The organism is Streptomyces sp. DSM 106670 (genome assembly GCF_055792845.1).
This window is the reverse complement of record NZ_CM147704.1, coordinates 2,376,627-2,398,433: the sequence shown is the minus strand read 5'-3', so window position 1 is coordinate 2,398,433 and position 21,807 is coordinate 2,376,627. Positions and strand designations below refer to the sequence as shown.

Annotated in this window: 16 protein-coding genes; 12 read left to right on the top strand and 4 right to left on the bottom strand. The window is 72.9% G+C overall.

Annotation, left to right across the window (positions count from 1 at the left end):
* The first annotated feature begins 183 nt into the window (after nt 1-183).
* On the top strand, nt 184-1,230 hold the full coding sequence (locus tag ACSMXR_RS10665; RefSeq protein WP_473171720.1) for a ComEA family DNA-binding protein: 1,047 nt from the start codon (nt 184-186) through the stop codon (nt 1,228-1,230).
* Nucleotides 1,227-3,851, top strand: a complete 2,625-nt coding sequence (locus tag ACSMXR_RS10660) for a ComEC/Rec2 family competence protein (RefSeq protein WP_473171719.1) — start codon at nt 1,227-1,229, stop codon at nt 3,849-3,851. Before ACSMXR_RS10665 ends, ACSMXR_RS10660 begins: the two co-directional genes overlap by 4 nt.
* 65 nt (nt 3,852-3,916) lie before the next feature.
* Here the strand turns inward: ACSMXR_RS10660 and ACSMXR_RS10655 are convergent, their stop codons facing one another.
* The gene (locus tag ACSMXR_RS10655; RefSeq protein WP_473171718.1) at nt 3,917-4,375 is read right to left on the bottom strand and encodes a pyridoxamine 5'-phosphate oxidase family protein; all 459 of its coding nucleotides are present in this window, start codon (nt 4,373-4,375) and stop codon (nt 3,917-3,919) included.
* 109 nt (nt 4,376-4,484) lie between these two features.
* On the opposite strand from ACSMXR_RS10655, the gene ACSMXR_RS10650 reads away from it, so the two are divergent.
* Together ACSMXR_RS10650 and ACSMXR_RS10645 are read left to right on the top strand one after the other, a co-directional pair.
* On the top strand, nt 4,485-5,327 hold the full coding sequence (locus ACSMXR_RS10650) for an arylamine N-acetyltransferase family protein (RefSeq protein ID WP_376188182.1): 843 nt from the start codon (nt 4,485-4,487) through the stop codon (nt 5,325-5,327).
* Nucleotides 5,328-5,525: 198 nt separating this feature from the next.
* Entirely contained in the window at nt 5,526-6,407 is an 882-nt protein-coding gene (locus ACSMXR_RS10645) for a YceI family protein (RefSeq protein WP_103510157.1), read from the top strand.
* A 27-nt stretch (nt 6,408-6,434) separates the two neighbouring features.
* On the opposite strand, the gene ACSMXR_RS10640 is transcribed toward ACSMXR_RS10645, so the two are convergent.
* The gene (locus tag ACSMXR_RS10640) at nt 6,435-6,680 is read right to left on the bottom strand and encodes a hypothetical protein (protein WP_137233409.1); all 246 of its coding nucleotides are present in this window, start codon (nt 6,678-6,680) and stop codon (nt 6,435-6,437) included.
* Between the two features lie 92 nt (nt 6,681-6,772).
* Here ACSMXR_RS10640 and holA point away from each other — a divergent pair, with 92 nt between their 5' ends.
* Nucleotides 6,773-7,759 (top strand): DNA polymerase III subunit delta, encoded by a 987-nt coding sequence (holA, locus tag ACSMXR_RS10635; protein ID WP_137233440.1) that lies wholly within the window; start codon nt 6,773-6,775, stop codon nt 7,757-7,759.
* A gap of 424 nt (nt 7,760-8,183) precedes the next feature.
* Here holA and rpsT read toward each other — a convergent pair whose 3' ends face one another.
* Nucleotides 8,184-8,450, bottom strand: a complete 267-nt coding sequence (gene rpsT / locus ACSMXR_RS10630) for a 30S ribosomal protein S20 (protein WP_030077886.1) — start codon at nt 8,448-8,450, stop codon at nt 8,184-8,186.
* A gap of 227 nt (nt 8,451-8,677) precedes the next feature.
* On the opposite strand from rpsT, the gene lepA reads away from it, so the two are divergent.
* Nucleotides 8,678-10,552: a translation elongation factor 4 gene (gene lepA / locus ACSMXR_RS10625; RefSeq protein WP_473171717.1), complete on the top strand. Its 1,875-nt coding sequence runs from the start codon at nt 8,678-8,680 to the stop codon at nt 10,550-10,552.
* A gap of 266 nt (nt 10,553-10,818) precedes the next feature.
* The gene (locus tag ACSMXR_RS10620) at nt 10,819-12,708 is read left to right on the top strand and encodes an AMP-dependent synthetase/ligase (protein ID WP_137233407.1); all 1,890 of its coding nucleotides are present in this window, start codon (nt 10,819-10,821) and stop codon (nt 12,706-12,708) included.
* A gap of 155 nt (nt 12,709-12,863) precedes the next feature.
* Here ACSMXR_RS10620 and ACSMXR_RS10615 read toward each other — a convergent pair whose 3' ends face one another.
* Nucleotides 12,864-13,502 carry a dihydrofolate reductase family protein gene (locus ACSMXR_RS10615; RefSeq protein WP_473171716.1) on the bottom strand — a complete coding sequence of 213 codons (639 nt, stop codon included), beginning with the start codon at nt 13,500-13,502 and terminating at the stop codon, nt 12,864-12,866.
* A 243-nt stretch (nt 13,503-13,745) separates the two neighbouring features.
* Between ACSMXR_RS10615 and ACSMXR_RS10610 the strand changes: the two genes are divergently transcribed.
* From ACSMXR_RS10610 to ACSMXR_RS10590, 5 genes are all read left to right on the top strand, one after another.
* The gene (locus ACSMXR_RS10610) at nt 13,746-15,722 is read left to right on the top strand and encodes a SpoIIE family protein phosphatase (RefSeq protein WP_473171715.1); all 1,977 of its coding nucleotides are present in this window, start codon (nt 13,746-13,748) and stop codon (nt 15,720-15,722) included.
* 295 nt (nt 15,723-16,017) lie between these two features.
* The gene (locus ACSMXR_RS10605; protein ID WP_473171714.1) at nt 16,018-17,337 is read left to right on the top strand and encodes an MFS transporter; all 1,320 of its coding nucleotides are present in this window, start codon (nt 16,018-16,020) and stop codon (nt 17,335-17,337) included.
* Nucleotides 17,338-17,431: 94 nt separating this feature from the next.
* A complete protein-coding gene (locus ACSMXR_RS10600) occupies nt 17,432-18,616 on the top strand; it encodes a PucR family transcriptional regulator (protein ID WP_137233403.1) in 1,185 nt (394 codons plus the stop codon).
* A 165-nt stretch (nt 18,617-18,781) separates the two neighbouring features.
* Nucleotides 18,782-20,263, top strand: a complete 1,482-nt coding sequence (locus ACSMXR_RS10595; protein WP_137233402.1) for a long-chain-fatty-acid--CoA ligase — start codon at nt 18,782-18,784, stop codon at nt 20,261-20,263.
* Nucleotides 20,260-21,693: a carboxylesterase/lipase family protein gene (locus tag ACSMXR_RS10590; protein WP_473171713.1), complete on the top strand. Its 1,434-nt coding sequence runs from the start codon at nt 20,260-20,262 to the stop codon at nt 21,691-21,693. The genes ACSMXR_RS10595 and ACSMXR_RS10590 overlap by 4 nt, the downstream gene beginning before the upstream one ends.
* The last annotated feature ends 114 nt before the right edge of the window (nt 21,694-21,807 follow it).

The window sequence follows — 21,807 nt, the reverse complement described above, 5'->3', positions numbered from 1 at the left end:
GTGGAGTGGCCGAGTTGTCCACAACTGCTGGGCTGTCCACAGGAATCGGTGCTGCTCAGCGGGTTCTGGCGGATGTGCCTAACGTCGTGAGGCATGACCCTTCGATCTCCTCGGGCGTCGGCTCCCGATGCTCTCTCCGCCGCTGTCCCGTCTCCGCGCGACCCGTTGTCGGGGCGGAGGCACGTGCGGGTGCGGCCCGGCGCCGGTACGCGGCCGAGCGGACGGGCGGGCGCCGGTCCCGGTGCTCGTTCCGGTGCGCCACGCCACGGTGGGCGGCTGTCCGCGCGGAGGCGTTCCGCTTCAGCCGCGGCGGCCGCACGTCATCGGGCGGACGCGCTGATGGCGGGCGCTTCCGCGCCGGGGAGCGATGCCGCACCCGCGCCACCCGTACATGAGCCCGCACCTGCGCCCACACCCGTATCCGTGCCCGCACCCGAGACCGTGGGGGAGGCGTCCGGTGGTACGTCGAGGGTGCGCCGTGTCATGTCGGGCGTTCGGGAGCGGTTGCCGCTGTGGGTGCGGCTCCGGTGCGGGATGGCGCCGCGTACGCCGGTGGTGCTCGGCCTGGTGCTGCTCGCCGCCGTGGCCCTCGCCGCGTTCCACTTCTGGTCCGCACGCCCTCAGACCGTGCGTGCGCCGGAACCGGTCGCGGACGAGGCGGCGGCACCCGCGTTGCCACCGGATCCGTTACGGTCCGGCGCCCCCGATCCGGTCCCTCGTCCGGCCGGTGAGGCGTCGCCCGTCGCGGGTGGGGGCGTGGGCGGGAGTGCGCAGATCGTCGTCGATGTGAGCGGCAAGGTGCGTCGGCCTGGCGTCCGTCGGCTTCCGGCGGGCTCGCGGGTGGCGGACGCGCTGGAGGCGGCGGGCGGTGTGCGGGCCGGCACGGATATGACCGGGCTCAATCGGGCGCGGGTCCTGATGGACGGTGAGCAGGTCGTCGTGGGGCTGCCGCCCGGCCCGCCGGTCGTCGGGGCGGCCGGGGGCGGAGGGGCCGGGGGCGATGGGCCGGCCGGTGTGCCGGGCGGGCCCGGGCGCTCGGCGCCGCTGAGCCTGAACACGGCGACCGCAGAGCAGCTCGAAACCCTGCCGGGGGTCGGGCCGGTGCTGGCCCAGCACATGATCGACTACCGCACGGAGAACGGCGGCTTCCGGTCCGTCGACGAACTCCGGCAGGTCAACGGCATCGGCGACCGCCGCTTCGCCGACCTCCAGCCGCTCGTACGGCCATGAGCGGCCACGAGGCCCGGCTCGCCACCCGGGGCGCGGGGGCGGAGGGCACGGGCACCGCCGGAGGCGAGACCGGCCCGCGTCGGGAGGGGCCCACGGATCTGCGGCTCGTCCCGCCCGCCCTGGCGGTCTGGGCCGCCGCCGCGGTGACGTTGGGGCTGCCGGGGCGGTGGGTGGCCGCCGTGGCTGGTGCCTGTTCGGTGGTGGCTCTCGTTCTGCTGGTGGCGGCCGCGCGCACCTCCCGGGAGGCGAGGGCAGCGGGACGAGCCCGGGGCGTTGCCGCTGCCGGACGGACCCCGAGTGTCGCCGCTGCTGGGCGGCCCCAGGGCGTTGCCGCCCTCGGGCGGGCTCGGGTTGTCGCCGCTGTGGGGGCTGTGCTGCTGTGCGCGGCTGCGGGCGCGGCGGTGGCCGGGCTCCATGGGGCCGATGTGCGGCGCGGTCCCGTTCCCGGGCTGGCGCGGGAGTACGCGCGGATCGACGTCGACGTACGGGTGACCTCGGATCCCCGGACGACCCGCCCGGCGGTGCGCGGCAACCACAGCACTCCGGCCCTGCTCCTGATCGACGCCGAAGTCAGGGAGGTCAGGAATGCCACGGAAGTCAGGGAGGGGCGGATGGCGGGCGGCCCGGGCACCCTGGTCCGTACACCGGTGCTGCTCATGGTCACGGCGGGCGATCACCGGGCGGAGTGGCAGAGCTTGCTGCCGTCCACCCGGCTCCGGCTCAGTGGCAGGCTCTCGCCTCCCGCGCACGAGGGCGAGCGCCTCGCGGCGGTCCTGCGGGTGGACGACAAGGGGGCGCCCCGGATCATCGGGCCCCCGACGTGGATCCAGCGCACGGCGGGGGAGCTGCGCGCCGGGTTGCGGGAGGCGACGGACGGGCTGCACGCGGATGCGCGGGCGCTGCTCCCGGGGCTGGTGGTCGGTGACACCTCCAGGGTCCCGTCCGACCTCCACGACGCCTTCAAGGCGACTGATCTGACGCACTTGTTGAGCGTTTCCGGCGCTAATCTTTCGATCCTCCTCTTCCTTCTCGTCGGGCCTCCGGGCGCGGCTCTGAGCGCGGAACGACGTGGCCTGGCTCCTTTGTTGGGGCTCTCGTTGCGGGGGACGGCGTTGATCGGCGGCGCGCTGACGCTCGCCTTCGTCGTCGTGTGCCGTCCGGACCCGAGCGTGCTCCGCGCGGCGGCCTGCGGCCTCATCACGCTCCTCGCGATCGGAACGGGCCGCCGGAGATCCCTGATCCCCGCCCTGGCGGCGGCGGTCGTCCTTCTGGTGCTCTACGACCCCTGGCTCGCCCGGAGTTACGGCTTTCTGCTGTCGGTCCTGGCCACCGGTGCGCTGCTGACGCTCGCGCCGCGCTGGAGCCTCGCCCTGCGGGCACGGCGGGTGCCGGGCAGGCCGGCCGAGGTGCTGGCCGCGGCGGCGGCCGCGCAGGCCGTGTGCGCCCCCGTGGTGGTGGTCCTGGCCTCACGGGTCAGCCTGGTGGCGGTGCCGTGCAATCTGCTGGCGGAGTTCGCGGTGGCGCCGGCGACGGTGCTCGGGTTCGCGGCCCTCGCCGTCGCTCCGGTCGCCCCGCCGGTGGCCGGGCTGCTGGCCTGGATCGCGAGCTGGCCGGTCCGGTGGATCGCCACGGTCGCCCGCACGGGGGCGGGCCTGCCCGGGGCGGAGGCGCAGTGGCCCGGAGGGTGGACCGGTGCGGCGCTGCTGGCCGGTCTCACGGTGGCGGTCGTGCTTCTCGCCCCGAGGCTGGCCCGGCACCCCTGGGTCTGCGCGGCCACCGGGCTGCTCCTCGTGCTGGCGGTGCTGCGGCCGGTGCCGCTGACCCGGATCATGACCGGATGGCCGCCGCCCGACTGGGCGTTCGCGCTCTGTGACGTGGGGCAGGGCGACGCGATGGTGCTCGCGGCGGGGGAGGGCACCGGCGTGGTCGTCGATGCCGGGCCCGACCCTCGCGCGGTCGACCGGTGCCTGCGTGATCTCGCGGTGACCCGGATCCCGCTCGTGGTCCTCACGCACTTCCACGCCGACCATGTGCGCGGGCTGCCGGGCGTGCTCCGGGGCAGGGCGGTGGGCGCGATCCAGACGACGGGCCTTCAGGAGCCGCCGGAGCAGGCCGCGTTCGTGCGGCGGACGGCGGCCGCGGCACGGGTTCCGACGGTGCGGGCCGTGGCCGGTGAACACCGCCGGGCGGGCCCGGTCGACTGGCGGGTCCTCTGGCCGCGCCACGGGCCCGGGGGAGCGGAGGCGGCGGCGAGTGAGCCGAACGACTCCAGCGTCACCCTGCGCGTACGGGCGGCCGGAGGGCTGACGCTGCTGCTCCTCGGCGACCTCGAACCCCCGGCCCAGCGGGAGTTGCTGCGCGGCCGGGAGGGGGCGGGTCCGGTGGACGTCCTCAAGGTGGCCCACCACGGCTCGGCCTTCCAGGACTCCGGGCTGCTCCACAGCGTACGGCCGAGGCTGGCGCTCATCTCCTGCGGCGCGGACAACCCGTACGGCCACCCCTCGGCCCGCACGGTGGGCGCCCTCAGGGCGGCCGGGGCCCGGGTCCTGCGTACCGACACCGATGGCCCGATCGCGGTGACGGGCACCGGGAAGGAGCTGCGGGCGGTGGGCCGGTCATGACACCGTCGCCGGAGTGCGCCCCTCGGGTCGGACCGGTCACTCCGCGCCGGAGTCCGTCCCGCCGGTCAGGTCACCCACTCCCCGGCGAGCATCAGGTCGCGGCCGGCGATCTCGTTCGACTCGCGCCAGGCGCGCACGGTGTGGGGGGTGATGCGCAGGAACACCCAGCGGTGGCCGCGCGGGTTCCATCCGAGCTTCGCGCCGAAGGCGGTCCTCGTCGCGGTGGGCACGTCCGTTTCGTCCAGGATCCTCGCGTCGCCCTCGAGCAGCACCACATCGCGGGTGGGGCCGAGGGTGATCCGGATCGGGCCGGAGGGAGTCACATTGACGGCCGTCGGATTGGTCCGCCGGGTGCACATCAGCAGCGTGCCGATGTCGTCCTCCCAGAGGAACGACAGCGGCACCAGGGTGGGCAGCCCGTCCCGGGACGCCGTGGCCACCCACGCGTCCTCGTCCTGTCGCAGGTGGTCCAGGGCGTCCTGCTTGCGCTGTTCGAGGCTGCGCGGGGGATCGTAGTCGGTCATGCCCGACACGCTAGAGGGCGATCACCGCACAGCGCCTCGGGCGAGGGGCCTCGGGCAGGAGTCCTAGGACCGGTGGTCCTCGCGCCCGGAGCGGGCGCAGACTTGGGCCATGACCTCGCAGACACCCACGACGCCCGGCGCCTCCGTCCCGGAACCCGACAGGGGCGACGGCGGCATCACCGACGCCGCCGTCGACGCCTATCTCACCCGGATCGGCGCGGACCGGCCGGTGCGCGCCGACGGCGAAGCACTGCGCGAACTGCAGCACCGGCATCTGCTCGCCGTTCCCTTCGAGAACCTCTCGGTCCACCTGGGCGAGGACATCGTCCTGGAGGAACGGGCGCTCATGGACAAGGTGACCGGTGGGCGCGGCGGCTTTTGCTACGAACTGAACGGCGCGTTCGGGGCGTTGCTGCGCGCGCTCGGCTTCCGGGTGAACCTGCTCCAGGCCCGGGTCTACGGCGACGGCGGCCGACTGGGTATTCCATTCGACCACCTGGCGCTGCGGGTGGAGACCGAGGACGGCACGGGGCCGTGGCTGGCGGACGTCGGGTTCGGCGACAACGCGCTGCACCCGCTGGCGCTCGACGTCCGCACGGAGCAGGAGGATCCCCGGGGGGTGTTCCGGCTCCGCGAGGCGCCGCAGGGGGACCTGGACCTGCTGCGCGGGGGCTCGCGACAGTTCCGGCTCGACCTGAGGACGCGGACGCTGCCGGAGTTCCGGGGCGGGGCCTGGTACCACCGCACGTCGCCGGACTCGCCGTTCACCCGGTCCCTGGTGTGCTCCCGGTACACGGAGACCGGGCGGGTGACGCTGAGCGGACGGGCCCTGGTCACGACGGTCGGCGGGGAGCACCACCGTACGGAACTGGCCACGGACGAAGAAGTGCTCGCCGCCTACCGGGATCACTTCGGGATACGGCTCTCCCGCGTTCCCGAAGTGCGAGCGTAATTCGGACCTTCGGTAACACCTCTACACACCTGCGCACAGGTCGGCATACCTCCGTACAAGATCTCCCTAGGTCCTTCGTTTGCCTCGAACGCCTCAACAGTGATCGAATGAATGCTCGTCGGTGGGCCCGCTGATCCGACAAAGACGTCCAGCTGTCAGGGCCCCGAAGTGCGATGCGCCCCTGGGGGTACGTAAGAGATGTTCGGCCGTTGGCTGGGAAACAGAGGCCAGGCGGGTGGGCGCGGTGGGGCCCTCGCCGGATTCCAGGTACCCCGTACCGCGGGCGTGCTCAGCTGCCGGGTGCTGGACCCGGTCAACGAACCGGTGCAGCAGGCCGAGTTCGTCGTGACCGACAGCGCGGGCCGCAGGGTGACGGGCGGCGAGACGGACCCCTTCGGCAGCGTTCTCGCCACGGTCCCGGCCGGTGACTACCGGCTGGCGGTCACGGCCGAGGGCTTCACCCCGTTCCACGGGGCGGTGACGGTGACCGAGGGGGCACACGCCACCCTGGGCGACGTGACCCTCCAGGTGGCGCAGCCCCCGCAGCTGCCCGACCCCGGCGACTGGGACATCGAGCCGAACCACTCGCAGATCGGCTTCACCGCCCGGCACATCGGGCTGGCCCGCATCCACGGCAGGTTCAACACCTTCGCCGGGGCGGTCCGGATCGCCGACCGCATGGAGGACTCCGCCATGCACGTGATCATCGATGCGGCGTCGATCGACACCAATGTGCAGATGCGCGACGACCATCTGCGCTCCGGCGACTTCCTCGACGTCGGCCGCTACCCGACGATGGAGTTCTACAGCGAGCGCTTCGTCCACCGGGGCGGCAGCCGCTGGGGCGTCACCGGCGCGCTGACCCTGCACGGCGTCAGCCGTACCGTGACGCTGGACACCCAGTACCTCGGGATCGGCAGCGGCCTGGAGGGCGAGACGCGTGCCGCCTGCCGGGCCACCACCGAACTGCACCGCGAGGACTTCACCCTCACCTGGCAGACCATGCTGGCGCGCGGGATCGCGGTGGTGGGGCCCAGCATCGTCATCGACCTGGACATCCAGATCGTTCCCCGGGGCTGAGCAGGCCGGGCGGGGGCGCCGGGCCGGTTACGGCTTCTCCAGCCAGCCTTCGTACTCGGCCGCGAACGCGTCGAGCGCGGCCGGGTCCAGGCGCCCGGTCCCGTCCTCGACGACCACCAGCCACTGGGCGTCCTCGGCGTCGTCCTCGCCGGCCAGCGCGTCCCGTACGAGCTGGGGCTCCTCGGCGACCCCGAAGCGGTCCGCCAGCTCCTCGGCGACCTCCTCCGCGGAGTCGCGGTCGGGCAGCACCAGTACATGTCTCACATCGCTCACCCGGTCATTCTCCGGTACGGGGGCGGTGGCCCGTGCCCTGGGCCACCTGGGCCGTCCTCGGCTGTCAGTGGGGCGTGGGATGCTGGATCGCGATGGCCACCAGGAAGAATTCCACCGACGATCCGCTCGCCCCCGTCACCCTCGCCGTGGGCCAGGAGGACCTCCTCCTGGACCGCGCGGTGCAGCAGGTGGTGGCGGCCGCTCGTGCTGCCGACGCCGACACGGACGTACGTGATCTGGCGTCCGACCAGTTGCAGCCCGGCACGCTCGCCGAGCTCACCAGCCCCTCGCTCTTCGCCGAGCGCAAGGTCGTGATCGTGCGCAACGCGCAGGATCTCTCGGCCGACACGGTCAAGGACGTGAAGGCGTATCTCGGCGCGCCGGTCGAGGAGATCACGCTCGTCCTGCTGCACGCGGGCGGGGCCAAGGGCAAGGGGCTGCTGGACGCGGCGCGCAAGGCCGGGGCGCGGGAGGTCGCCTGCCCGAAGACCACCAAGCCGGCCGAGCGGCTCTCCTTCGTACGGTCGGAGTTCCGGACCCACGGGCGGTCCGCGACGCCGGAGGCCTGCCAGGCGCTGGTCGACTCCATCGGCAGCGATCTGCGGGAGCTGGCCAGTGCGGTGTCGCAGCTGATCGCGGACGTCGAGGGCACGATCGACGAGGCGGTCGTCGGGCGCTACTACACGGGGCGGGCCGAGGCGTCCTCGTTCACCGTCGCTGACCGGGCCGTCGAAGGGCGGGCGGCGGAGGCGCTGGAGGCGCTGCGGTGGTCGTTGTCGACCGGGGTCGCACCGGTCCTGATCACCAGTGCGCTGGCGCAGGGGGTGCGGGCGATCGGGAAGCTGTCCTCCGCGAGGGGCGGGCGGCCGGCTGATCTCGCCCGGGAGCTGGGGATGCCGCCGTGGAAGATCGACCGGGTGCGGCAGCAGATGCGGGGGTGGACGCCGGACGGGGTCGCGGTGGCCCTGCGGGCCGTGGCTGCGGCGGATGCGGGGGTGAAGGGCGGGGGGGACGATCCCGAGTACGCACTGGAGAAGGCCGTCGTCGTTGTTGCGCGGGCCGCGCGGGCTGGGCGGTAGGGGGTTTCCGGTCGCCGCCCGGTGCGGGGGCCTGTGGTGACCGGTTCCGTCCTCAAGCGCCGGACGGGCTGGGTGTGCGGTGGGCGGGGCTGCCGTGGTGTGCGGGGCCTCGTGTGATCACCGGTTCCGTCCTCAAACGCCGGACGGGCTGGAGTGGGCGCCGGACGGGCTGGAGAGGGCCTCGTGCGCGCGGACAGCTGGAGTGGCCCCGGACGGGCTGGAGAGGGCTGGGACCGTACGCGCGGAAGCCCCGGAGCGCTGATCTGGGGAGATCGGCGTCCGGGGCTTCCGGGTCAAGCTTGGGTGCGTCGCACCCGCGTGGCGAACGCAGGTTCGGTGTGCGGCGCGGGGTGCCGGGCAGGGGCGGGAGAGAGGGCCCGCTGGTCCGTTCCGGCGATCACATCAGTGAGCTCCGGGAAGAAGCTCAGGCCTGCAGGGCGGCAACCTTGGACGCCAGCGCCGACTTCTTGTTGGCGGCGGCGTTCTTGTGGATGACACCCTTCGAGACAGCCTTGTCGAGCTGACGGGAGGCGTCGCGGACGGCCGTGGTGGCCTTCTCGACGTCACCGGCAGCGGCGGCCTCGCGGGCCTTGCGGATCGCGGTCTTGAGCGACGACTTGACGGCCTTGTTGCGCAGGCGCGCCTTCTCGTTGGTCTTGTTCCGCTTGATCTGGGACTTGATGTTCGCCACGAAAGAGCCTTTTCAGGTTCGTTGGATCTTCTAGGTGAGCCACGCCGCTCGTGAGAGCCACGAGGCACAGCTGTCCACGGTAGCAGTCACCCTCCGACCGGCCCAAACCGGTCGCTGCCCCGCAGGCGTGGGACGATGGAGCCTACGTATCGATCCGACCGACGATCCGACCGACCCGACATCGACCCGAGACACGGCGTTCGGCGTCTCAAGAATCAGGACCCTGCGTGCCCGCGACTCCTTCCAACGTGCCCGAGCCGAGCCGTACCGACCCGGCGCTGATCCGCAATTTCTGCATCATCGCGCACATCGACCACGGCAAGTCGACCCTTGCCGACCGGATGCTTCAGCTGACCGGAGTGGTCGACCAGCGGCAGATGCGCGCTCAGTACCTCGACCGGATGGACATCGAGCGCGAGCGCGGCATCACCATCAAGTCCCAGGCGGTCCGGCTGCCCTGGGCGCCCACCGAGGGCGAGGACCAGGGCCTGACCCATGTCCTCAACATGATCGACACCCCGGGCCACGTGGACTTCACCTACGAGGTCTCCCGTTCGCTCGCCGCCTGCGAGGGCACGGTCCTGCTGGTCGACGCCGCGCAGGGCATCGAGGCCCAGACGCTGGCCAACCTCTATCTCGCGATGGAGAACGACCTCACCATCGTCCCGGTGCTCAACAAGATCGACCTCCCGGCCGCCCAGCCGGAGAAGTTCTCCGAGGAGCTGGCCAACCTCATCGGCTGCCAGCCCGAGGACGTGCTCAAGGTCTCCGCCAAGACCGGCGTCGGCGTGGACGCGCTGCTCGACCGGGTCGTGCGGGACGTGCCGGCCCCGGTCGGCGTCGCGGACGCCCCCGCCCGCGCGATGATCTTCGACTCGGTCTACGACTCGTACCGCGGTGTCGTCACCTACGTCCGTGTCGTCGACGGTCAGCTCAACAAGCGCGAGCGCATCAAGATGATGTCCACCGGCGCCACCCACGAGCTGCTGGAGATCGGGGTGTCGTCCCCGGAGATGACCCCGGCCGACGGCATCGGCGTGGGCGAGGTCGGCTACATCATCACCGGGGTGAAGGACGTCCGGCAGTCCAAGGTCGGTGACACGATCACCTCCCTGAACAACGGGGCGACCGAGGCGCTGGGCGGTTACAAGGACCCGAAGCCGATGGTGTTCTCGGGGCTGTATCCGCTGGACGGCTCGGACTACCCGGACCTGCGCGAGGCGCTGGACAAGCTCCAGCTCAACGACGCCGCCCTGGTCTACGAGCCGGAGACCTCCGCCGCGCTCGGCTTCGGCTTCCGCGTCGGCTTCCTCGGCCTGCTCCACCTGGACGTGGTCCGCGAGCGGCTGGAGCGCGAGTTCGGCCTCGACCTGATCGCCACCGCGCCCAACGTGGTCTACCGCGTCGAGATGGAGGACGGCACCGAGCACGTCGTCACCAACCCGAGCGAGTTCCCCGAGGGCAAGATCGACAAGGTGCACGAGCCGGTCGTCCGCGCCACGGTGCTGGCCCCGAGCGAGTTCATCGGCGCGATCATGGAGCTGTGCCAGGGCCGGCGCGGCACCCTGCTCGGCATGGACTACCTCTCCGAGGACCGGGTCGAGATCCGCTACACCCTGCCGCTCGCGGAGATCGTCTTCGACTTCTTCGACCAGCTGAAGTCCAAGACCCGGGGTTACGCCTCCCTCGACTACGAGCCCACCGGCGAGCAGTCGGCCCAGCTCGTCAAGGTCGACATCCTGCTGCACGGCGACAAGGTGGACGCGTTCTCCGCGGTCACCCACAAGGACAAGGCGTACGCGTACGGCGTCCGGCTCGTCGCCAAGCTGCAGAAGCTCATCCCCCGGCAGAACTTCGAGGTGCCGATCCAGGCGGCCATCGGCGCCCGGGTCATCGCCCGTGAGACCGTCCGCGCCATCCGCAAGGACGTCCTCGCCAAGTGCTACGGCGGTGACATCTCCCGTAAGCGGAAGCTGCTGGAGAAGCAGAAGGAGGGCAAGAAGCGGATGAAGATGGTCGGCAATGTGGAGGTTCCGCAGGACGCCTTCATCTCCGTCCTGTCGACCGACGAGTCCGCCGGGGAGAGCAAGGGCAAGAAGTAGCCCCCGACCCGACGCCTGCCGCCGCCTGTCGACGAGCGGCCCGGAGGGCCCCCATGCCGCAGTACCGGCGTGGGGGCCCTTTCGTTATGAAAGCGGCGGCCCGTTGCCTCTTACGTGGCGGACAAGTGCGCTCTACTCTGATCACGACTCGATGGTTACTGGCCAGTTAAACAAGCCGAACAAGCAGGTTGCAGAGCAGGACGTACAGAGCAAGTCGCCGTATCAAAGAAGCCGGTCGTAGCAATGCCGCAGGCCCGGAGGACGTCGTGAGCGACACACAGACCTTGATCGATAACCGGCCGCCCTCCGTGGCGGCCCTCTTCATCGACCGCGTGGCGGCGACCCCGGACGGGGAGGCGTACCGCTATCCGGTGCCATCCGCCTCGGGCGAGGGGCCCGACGACTGGAAGTCGCTGAGCTGGGGCCAGGCCGCCGAGCGGGTCTACGCGATCGCCGCCGGGCTGATCGCGCTCGGCGTACGGCCGGAGGAGCGGGTCGCCCTCTCCTCGGCCACCCGGGTGGAGTGGATCCTCATCGACCTCGGGGTGATGTGCGCGGGCGCCGCGACCACCACGATCTACCCCTCCACGAACGCCGAGGAGTCCGCGTTCATCCTGGCCGACTCCGAGAGCCGGATCCTCATCGCGGAGGACGCCGAGCAGCTTGCCAAGGCCCGGGAGACCCGCGCCGACCTGCCGGATCTCGCCCATGTCGTGGTCATCGACCCGGCCGGCGTCGAGCCCGCCGAGGGCGACCCCGAGGGCTGGATCATCACCCTCGCCGACCTGGAGGCCCAGGGCGCCGAGCTCCTCGCCAAGACCCCGGACGCGGTCACCGAGCGGGTCGCCGCGATCACCGCCGACCAGCTCGCCACCCTCATCTACACCTCGGGCACCACCGGCCGCCCCAAGGGCGTACGGCTGCCGCACGACAACTGGTCGTACATGGCCAAGGCCACCGTGGCGACCGGGCTGATCACATCGGAGGACGTGCAGTACCTCTGGCTGCCGCTCGCCCACGTCTTCGGCAAGGTCCTCACCTCCGGGCAGATCGAGGTCGGCCACGTCACCGCGGTCGACGGCCGCATCGACAAGATCATCGAGAACCTGCCGGTCGTCCAGCCGACCTACATGGCCGCCGTGCCCCGGATCTTCGAGAAGGTCTACAACGGGGTCGCCTCCAAGGCCCGCGCGGGCGGCGGCGCCAAGTACAAGATCTTCCAGTGGGCGGCCGGGGTGGCCCGCGAGTACGCCAAGGTCTCCCAGGACAACTTCCGCCGCACCGGCAAGGCGTCCGTCCCCTTCGCGCTCGGCGCCAAGCACAAGGTCGCCGACGCGCTCGTCTACTCCAAGATCCGCGACGCCTTCGGCGGCCGGCTGCGCGCCTGCATCTCCGGCTCCGCCGCCCTCGCCCCGGACATCGGCTACTTCTTCGCGGGCGCCGGCGTCCACATCCTGGAGGGCTACGGCCTCACCGAGACCAGCGCCGCGTCCTTCGTGAACCCGGGCGAGGCCTACCGCACCGGCACGGTCGGCAAGCCGCTCCCCGGCACCGAGGTGCGCATCGCGGACGACGGCGAGATCCTGCTGCGCGGCCCGGGCGTCATGGACGGCTACCACAAGCTGCCCGACAAGACCGCGGAGGTCCTGGAGTCGGACGGCTGGATCCACACCGGGGACATCGGCGAGCTGTCCGCCGACGGCTACCTGCGCATCACCGACCGCAAGAAGGACCTGATCAAGACGTCCGGCGGCAAGTACGTCGCCCCGGCCGAGGTCGAGGGCCAGTTCAAGGCGGTCTGCCCGTTCGTCTCCAACATCCTGGTGCACGGCGCGGACCGTAACTTCTGCACCGCGCTCATCGCCCTCGACGAGCCCACCATCCTCGGCTGGGCCGCCGAGAACGGCCTGGAGGGCAAGTCGTACGCGGAGGTCGTCGCGGCCCCGCAGACCGTCGAGCTGATCGACGGATACGTCAAGCGCCTCAACGAGGGCCTCCAGCGCTGGCAGACCATCAAGAAGTTCCGCCTGCTGCCGCGCGACCTGGACGTCGAGCACGGCGAGCTGACCCCCAGCCTCAAGCTGAAGCGGCCGGTCGTCGAGCGCCAGTACCAGGGGCTCATCGACGAGATGTACGCGGGCTCGCGCGAGGCGTAAGCCTTCGCGCGCCGACCGTGGCGTCCCGGGGGCTCGCTCCCGGCCGCCCCGGTCGCCTTCCGGGGGCTCGGCCCCGGAAGGGTGCGGCGGCGGGGCGGTCGGACACCCAGGTGTCCTGCCGCCCCGCTGTGCCGTGCGGGTCCTGCCGGGAACCCCTAGCTTTCGGCACCGCGATCGGGTTCGCCCATGTCCCCCGTGGCGGGAGTGCCCTCGGCTAGCCCGTAGCGCAGGTACACCGTGCCCTTCGGGCCGGCTGCCGGGGGTGCGAGGAGCGTGAGGTTGGTGGGCACCGCGCCACCGTCGAACACCTTCTTCCCGACGCCGAGCACGATCGGATGCAGCCAGAGGTCGAGCCGGTCGAAGAGCTTCTCGCGCAGGAGGGTCTGTACGAGGTTCAGACTCCCGACGACCTTCACGTGTTCGTGCCGGTCACGGATCTCGCGCACCGAGGCGGCGAGGTCAGGCCCGAGCCGCGTGGACCCGGCCCACGAGAGGTCGGGCCGGCCGCGGGAGGCCACGAACTTCGGGACGCTGTTGAAGAGGGTGGCGATCCCGGCGTCCTCGCCGCCCTCCTGGTGAGGCCAGTACGCGGCGAAGATGTCGTACGTCCGCCGGCCGAGCAGGAGGGCGTCCGTGCCCTCGTACGCCTCGCCGACCTGCGCCCCGGCGACCGGGTCCAGCAGGGGCGCCTGCCAGCCGCCGAACGGGAACCCCACCGGGTCCTCGTCGGGACCGCCGGGCGCCTGCCCGACGAGGTCGAGGGTCGCGAACAGTTCGATGTGGATGAGGCCCATGGCGTGCTCCCTGTGAGTCGGTCGTCTCTCCAGGGGTAGACCCGCGGACGCCCGCAGGCTCATCGCCGCGACGGAGTGTTCCTGTCGCGCTCGGCCGCACCGGTTCCGCTTCCCGAAGGTTTAAGTTTCCCGAAGCCTTGCGTTCGAATCTGCTCGATTTTCTGCTCACTTCGGTAACTCGGTGCTTATGGATGCGGTCGGTCTGTCACCCTGTCGGTGTCGTCGGACCGTAGGAGCCGCACCGTGGCGCCCATTCCCTTGCAGCGGGACACCGTGCAGCGTCCCGGCACCACCCGTGCCGGTTACGCGCACGGCCCGCGCCTCGCCAGCCGCACCAGCCTGCCCGGCATACCCCTCGCCCCGTCCGCCGCCCGCCGCTTCGTGCGCGCCGCGCTCGCCGAGTGGACCGGGCTCGGGGTGCCCGCCGCCGTGGGCTTCAGCGACCGGCTGGCCGACGACGCCGTGACCGTCACCAACGAACTGGTCACCAACGCCGTGGTGCACGCCGGGACCACGGTCGACCTGGTCCTCAGGCTGGAGGAGGAGGGCGGTGACGACGAGCCGACGGCCGCCCTCGTCCTGGAGGTCACCGACCACCACCCGGCCCGCCCGGTCAGCGGCGACGGGCCGGAGCCCGGGCCGGAACCGGACGCGGCGGTCGCGGGGGAGCTGCCGGACCCCGCCGAGTACGGCCGGGGCCTCCAGCTCGTCGCCACCCTCGCCGACTCCTGGGGCATCACCTACCGCACCGGCCTCAAGACCGTCTGGGCCCGCCTCCCCGTCGACGACTGGAGCGCCCCGCCCTCCCCGCCCGACGGCGAGGCCCTCCGGCGCGGCCTGCGCGCCGCCGAGATCCTCGCCCCCGCAGCCCGGCGCACCGAACGCGACGACGCGGTCTGGGACAGCCGGGGCGCCCCGGCCTTCCTCGCCGAGGCCTCCGACCTGCTCGCCGGGCAGCTCGACGAGGACCTGGTGGCCGCCATAGCGGGCCAGCTGCTGGTGCCCCGGCTGGCGGACTGGTGCGCGATCTGGCTGGAGACCGAGGGCGGGGGACCGGCCGCCGAACCCCGGCTCGCCCGGGTCTGGCACAGCGACGAGACCGGCACCGAGCCGCTGCGCACCGCCCTGGAGAACACCCCGCCCAACCTCCCCGCCGGGGCGGGCTCCGGCCCCGTCCCCGTACCCGTGCCCTGGCCCGCCGCTGCGGCCGATGGGCCCGCGGAGGCCGAGGACGCGCCGCCTCCGTACCCCGGCGGCCGGGACGGGGCCGCGCTCGCGTTCCGGATCACCGCCGGCGGCCGGGCGCTCGGGACCGTACTCGTCGGCCGTGAGGGCGTCGCCCAGGTGCCGGAGGCCGTCGCCTCGCTCATCGAGGACTTCGTCCGCCGCCTCGGGCTCGCCGTCGGCGCCGCCCGCGCCTACACCCGGCAGGCCACCATCAGCCGGATCCTCCAGCGCGGCCTGCTGCCCAGCAAGGTCGCCGAGATCCCCGGCGTCACCAGCGCCCTCGTCTACGAACCGAGCGACGACGGCGTGGTCGGTGGTGACTTCTACGACATCTTCCCGTGCCCCGGCGACCGCTGGTGCTTCGTCCTCGGCGACGTCCAGGGCTCCGGCCCCGAGGCCGCCGTCGTCACCGGCCTCGCCCGCCCCTGGCTGCGGCTGCTCTCCCGCGAGGGCTTCGGCGTCGGCGAGGTCCTGGACCGGCTGAACCGCCTGCTCCTCGACGACGCCATGGAGGCCGCCGAGGCCGCCGCCCTGATGGTCGCCGCCGCCGGGGGCCAGCAGCTCCACGACGGCACCCAGTCGCGGTTCCTCTCCCTGCTGTACGGGGAGGTCGTGCCGCTCCCGGACGGCGGGGTCCGCTGCACGGTCGCCAGCGCCGGACACCCGCTGCCGCTGCTGCTGCGCCCCGACGGCTCCGTACGCCCGGCCGCCGAACCCCAGGTGCTGCTCGGGGTCGTCGAGGACGTGGCGTACGAGAGCCAGACCTTCGGCCTCGCGCCCGGGGACACCCTGCTCTGCGTCACCGACGGGGTGACCGAGCGGCGGTCCGGCCCGCTGATGTTCGACGACGGGGACGGGCTGGCCCGGGTGCTCGCCGGGTGCGCCGGGCTGCCCGCCGAGGCCACCGCCGAGCGGATCCGGCGAGCGGTCCACGAATTCGCCGAGCAGCCGCCGGACGACGACGTGGCCCTGCTGGTGCTGCACGCGGAGTAGCGCATTCCCTTCCGGGTGAACGGCCGCCCGCACGCGGCGCCGCCACCTCCCGCCCGCCCCGTACCCGCCGCGCCCCGCGACGGCCGCGGGCGCGGTCCGGGACCGTGTCCGCCGCAGGGGCCGGTGCCCACCGGGCCCGGGCTCATGCTGGGCAACTGCACATGGCCGGATCGCGGCGGTGTCGCCGAAGCTGACCACCACGAGCGACACAGCACTCTCGCCGAGGTGCGACGGGGTGCGCTCGCCCACCACTCCTGACTCACTGCGCGCAGCCGTGCCCGCAGGAAGGACTGTCATGTCACTTGGCTCCGATGCGCTCCACGCGGCGGTCACCCGCAGGGCGATCCGACGTCTGCTGCCGGTACTCGGCCTGGCCTACTTCATGTCGTACGTGGACCGGACGAACGTGTCGCTGGCGAAGACCCAGCTGGAGGCCGACATCGGCATCAGCGCCGCCGCGTACGGGCTCGGCGCCGGGGTGTTCTTCATCAGCTACGCGCTTCTCGAAGTGCCGAGCAACCTGGTGCTCTACCGCGTGGGAGCCCGGGCCTGGATCGCGCGCATCGCCGTGACCTGGGGTCTGGTCTCCGCGGCGATGATGTTCGTCCAGGGCGAGCTGTCGTTCTACCTCCTCCGCTTCCTCCTCGGGGCAGCGGAAGCCGGGCTGTACCCGGCGCTGATGTACACCGTCACGCTCTGGTTCTCGCAGCGGCACCGCGTGAGAGTGGTCGGCCTCATCTACACCGCACCGGCCCTCGCCACGATCCTGGGCGCCCCGGCGGGCGGCGCGCTGATGAGCATGGACGGCGTGGCCGGACTGCACGGCTGGCAGTGGATGTTCCTCGTCGAGGGCCTGGTCACCGTCGCGGTCGGCGCCGTCGTCTGGTTCGCGCTCCCCAGCCGCCCGCAGGACGCCCGATGGCTCTCCGCCGACGAGGCCGCCCTGCTGTCCGAGCGCGCGGCGGGCGCGCCGTCGCCCCACCGGCTGCGGGGCAATCTGCAGTTGGCCTTCGGCCGCCCCGTCGTGCTGATGCTCGCGGCCGTCTACTTCGTGAACCAGCTCGTGGCATCCGCCGTCGGGTTCAACCTGCCCGCGATCGTGGAGGGCCTCGGGGTCGAGGGCACGACGAACATCGGGCTGGTCACCGGCAGCATCGGCCTCGCCGTTCTCGCCGGGGTGCTCTTCTTCCCCTGGCTCCACGGGCGGATCGGCGACGACACCGGGCTGATCGTCCTGTGTGCCGTCGCGGGGACCGCCGCGATGGGCGGATTCCTGGTCACGGACGCGGTCGCGGCACAGTTCACGCTGCTGTTCGTCGCCAACTTCTTCCTGATGGGCACCCTTCCGCTGTTCTGGTCGGTGGCCATGTCGCGGATGTCGGGGCTGATGGCCGCCGTCGGTCTCGCGTTCATCAACACCGTCGGGCTGCTCGGAGGGTTCTTCGGGCCCTTCCTCTTCGGTCTGATCGAGGACCGTGCCGACGGCGACCGGGCCCCCTTCGTCCTCGTCGTGCTGGCCGGACTGGTGGGAGCGGTACTCGCCGTGGGCCTCAGGCAGCTGGTGCGCCGTGAGGACCGCACGACGCCCCGGACGCCCGCACCCGCCGGGAAGTGAGCCGCACCGGCCTCCCGCCGCACGCCGTCGGCCTGCGGGAATCGTGGTCGACACCATGTTTCCCGCAGGCCGCGGGCGTGCCTATCCTGCGCCCATGAACGACGAGCCGGCCCTGCGCCGTGAGCTGGCCCTGACCCTGCTCGGCGACCTCGACAACCTCATAGAGCGCCTCGCGGACGACATCTGCGCGCACAGCTCCCGTTACGCCAGCGGGACCCCGGTCACCCACGAGGACCTGCACCGGACGTTGCGCGGCAACATGGAGATCGCCCTGCGCGAGTTCGGCCGGATTCCCGACGGCGAACGCCTCTTCGAGGCCGTGGCCGCCGAGAACGGGCGGCTCCGAGCGGAGCAGGACATGCCCCTGGCCACCGTGCTCCAGGCCTACCGCCGCGGAGGCCGGGTGCTCTGGCAGGCGATGGCCGACTGGATGCGCGACCGGTCTCCCGCCCAGCAGCACATGGTCGGCGACATGGCCGGCGCCGTCTGGGAGACCATCGACCGGTTCTCCTCCGCCATGGCGGACGCCTACCGCCTGCGCATGCTCGAACTCCAGCACCGCGAGGCATCCCGCCGCGGCGCCCTGTTCGAGGCGCTGCTGGACGGCCGCGCAGGTGATCCGGCGGTGGCCGGGGCCGCCGCCACGGCCCTCGGCGTGCCCCGGCAGGACCACTACGCGGTGGTCGTCATCGCCCAGGACGCCCACGACGCGGTCTCGCCGCCCGACCCCGCGCCGGCTCTGGAGGGCTGGGGGCTGTGGTCGTTCTGGCGACCGCGCGCGGACACCGTGGCCGGGCTCGTCAGGCTCCGGGCCGCCGACCCGGCGGAACTCGCGGAGGCCCTGCGCGGCCAGCGCGTCGGCCGGGCGGGCATCTCGCCGCCCTTCGGCGAACTCGCCGCGGCGGCCCAGGGACTACGCCTCGCTCAGCGCGCGCTGGACACCCTGCCGCCGCGCAGCGGAGAGGTCGCCTCGCTGGACGATCGACTGGTGCACGCGGCGCTCGGCGCCGAGCCGGAGATCGCCGAACGTCTCACGGTGCGCTATCTCGACGGGGTCCTGGACAGCGGCGCCGAGCGCGACGTGCTCCTGGGCACGCTGCGGACCTGGCTGGACTCGGGCTGTTCGGCCTCCGGCACCGCCGTCCGGATGTTCTGCCACCGCAACACGATCCTGAACCGCATCGGCCGTGTCGCCGAACTGACCGGCTGGCCCGCCGACTCGGGTGAGGCACGGCTCGGATGGGCCCTCGCGCTGCGCGCCATCGAACTGGACCACTGACCCGCTCACGTCCGGGTACGGCCCCGGACGGCCCGTGCCCGGACGGCCGTGCCGTTGCCCACCCCGCCGGCCGCGGTGCTGGGCGTCTGCACATGGCCGCCGTCACGCGCCCTGGCCGAAGCTGAGGCGATCGGACAGCCCGTTCGTACGCGTGAGGGAGCCAAGGTGCAGTTGAGCGTCGCCACCATCCTGCAGGAGTCCGCCGCCCGCCATCCCGACCGGACCGCGGTCGTCGACGGGGACGTGCGCGTCACCTACCGAGACCTGTGGCAGGACGCCCTGCGGCTCGCCGCCCGGCTTCGCGCCGACGGCGTGGGGACCGGCGACCGGGTCGCCCTGCTGCTGCCCAACTCCGCCGACTTCCCGCGGGCCTATTACGCCGTGCTCGCCGTCGGGGCCACCGCGGTGCCCGTGCACGGCCTGCTCGTGGCCGACGAGGTCGCCTACGTGCTGCGGCACAGCGGCTGCCGGGCCGTGATCGCGGCCGGGGCGCTGACCGCGGTCGCCGAGGCGGCCGCCTCCGGGACCGGCGTCAGGGTCCTGCCCGTCGACCGCGGCGGGCAGGCTCTCGACGGGCCCGAGCCGCGCGACCCGGACGACACCGCGGTCATCCTCTACACCAGCGGCACCACCGGGCGGCCCAAGGGAGCCCTGCTCACCCACGCGAACCTGGTCCGCAACGCCACCGTGTGCGCCCGGGACCTGTTCGCGCTCACGCCCGACGACGTCGTCCTCGGCTGTCTGCCGCTGTTCCACAGCTTCGGCCAGTCCTGCGCCATGAACGCCGCCCTCGGCGCGGGCGCGTCCCTGGTCCTGACCGCCCGCTTCACCGGCCCCGACGCCCTCGCGCTGATGGCCCGCGAGGCCGTGACGGTGTTCATGGGGGTGCCGACGATGTACCACGCGCTCGCCGAGGCGTCCGGGGCGGGCGGTCCCCGTCCCGCCGGTCTGCGCCTGGCGGTCTCCGGCGGCGCCGCACTCCCGGTCGCGCTCCTCGAACGCTTCGAGGACGCCTTCGGCACCATGATCCTGGAGGGGTACGGGCTGACCGAGACGTCCCCCGCCGCCACGTTCAACCGGCCCGGGGAACGGCGGACGGGGACGGTGGGCCGCCCCATCCCGGGCGTCGAGGCGGCCGTCGCCGACCCGAGGATCGAGGACCGCGTCGTGCCCCTGGCCGACGGCGAGCGGGGCGAGGTCGTCCTGCGCGGCCACAACGTCTTCGCCGGATATCTCGACAACCCGCGGGCCACCGCGGAAGCCCTCGTCGACGGCTGGTTCCGGACCGGCGACCTCGGGGTCAGGGATCAGGACGGTTTCCTGACCATCGTCGACCGCAAGAAGGATCTGATCATCCGCGGCGGGTTCAACGTCTACCCCCGCGAGGTCGAGGAGACGCTGGCCCGCCACCCCGGCATCGCGCAGGTCAGCGTGGTGGGGCTGCCCGACGACGTCAAGGGGGAGGAGATCTGCGCCGCCGTGGTCGCACGCCCCGGGGTGCGGCTGCACCCCGACGAACTCGTCGCGTGGGCCAAGGAGCGCCTCGGGCGGCACAAGTACCCCCGGATCGTGCGCGTGCTCGGCTCGCTGCCGCTCGGCCCCAGCGGCAAGGTCCTCAAGCGGGAGCTCCGGGAGACGTGCGCATGACTCTCGTCGACACCTGTTCCGGCACGGTCCGCGGCTCGGCCGAGGACGGCGTCACCGTCTTTCGCGGCATACCGTACGCGGCCGCGCCCGTCGGTCCCCTTCGCTTCCGGGCGCCCGTACCCGCCCCGGCCTGGCCGGGGGTCCGGGACGCGACCGCGTTCGGGCCCACCGCCCCCAAGAACCCCTACGCGGCCCCGCTGGACGCACTCCTGCCCGATCCCGACATCCTTGGCGACGCCTGCCTCAACCTCAACGTCTGGACGCCTGCCCCGGGCGAGGGGCAGCGGGCCGTCATGGTGTGGATCCACGGCGGATCGCTGCGCAACGGGTCCTCCGCCGTCCCCGTCTACGACGGAAGGGCCTTCGCCCGCGACGGGGTGGTGCTGGTCTCCCTCAACTACCGGCTCGGCATCGAGGGCTTCGGCGTCTTCCCCGACGCCCCCGCCAACCTCGGACTGCGCGACCAGCTCGCCGCGCTGGCCTGGGTCCGCGACAACATCCGCGCCTTCGGCGGCGACCCCGGCAACGTCACCGTCTTCGGGGAGTCCGCGGGGGCGACCAGCATCGCTGCTCTGCTGACGAGTCCCCATGCCTCCGGGCTGTTCCACCGGGCCGTCCTCCAGAGCGGAGCTCCCACCGCGCTGCCGCCCGCCCGGGCGGCGCGTACCACCGGGGCCATGGCCAGGCACCTCGGCGTCGACGCCACCGCCGCCGCCTTCGCCCGACTCGATCCCGCACGGCTGCTCGCCGCGCAACGCACCGCGACCTCCGGCGGGAACCCCCTGACCGGCAACCGCGGCTTCCACCCCGTGATCGACGGCGACGTCCTTCCCACCGCGCCCGCCGTCGCGTTCGCGGCCGGCGCCACCGACGGCATCGATCTCCTCCTGGGCAGCAACACGCACGAGCACCGGCTGTGGTTCGTGCCCAGCGGCCTCGTCGACCGGATCGGGCGCGGCGCCCTGTGGGCCGCCACGCTGAGGAACCGGGCCCCCTTGCGGGCGCCGGGGGTCTACCGGGCCTCCCGGCCGGACGTGCCGCCCGGCGAGATCCTCGGAGCCATGGCCACCGACAGGATGCTCAGGGCACCGGTCAACCGGCTCGCCGACGTCCGGACCGGCCGGCCGGGCCGCACCTACGTCTACGAGTTCGCGTGGCCCTCGCCGGTGGGGCGGCTCGGCGCCTGCCACGCCCTGGAGCTCGGCTTCGTCTTCGACACGCTGCACACCGAGGACAGCCGCCTCCTGGCCGGTGACGCGGCCCCGCGCGAGCTCGCCGTGGCCATGCACACCGCGTGGACCGCCTTCGCCACCCACGGGGATCCCGGCTGGGAAGCCTGGAACGGCAGCCGGCCCGTGAGGACCTTCGACGCCGACGGCCCCCGGACCGTCCACGCCCCGAGGGACGAGGAACGCCGCCTGTGGGGCTGAGACCCGCCCACCCCTCCCGCGCCTGCTCCGGCTCGCCGCCGCCGGGGGGCGGCTCCGCACGGCCCGCGCCGCGCCCGACGCCACACCGCCCCACCCACCCGCACCCGTCCCGAA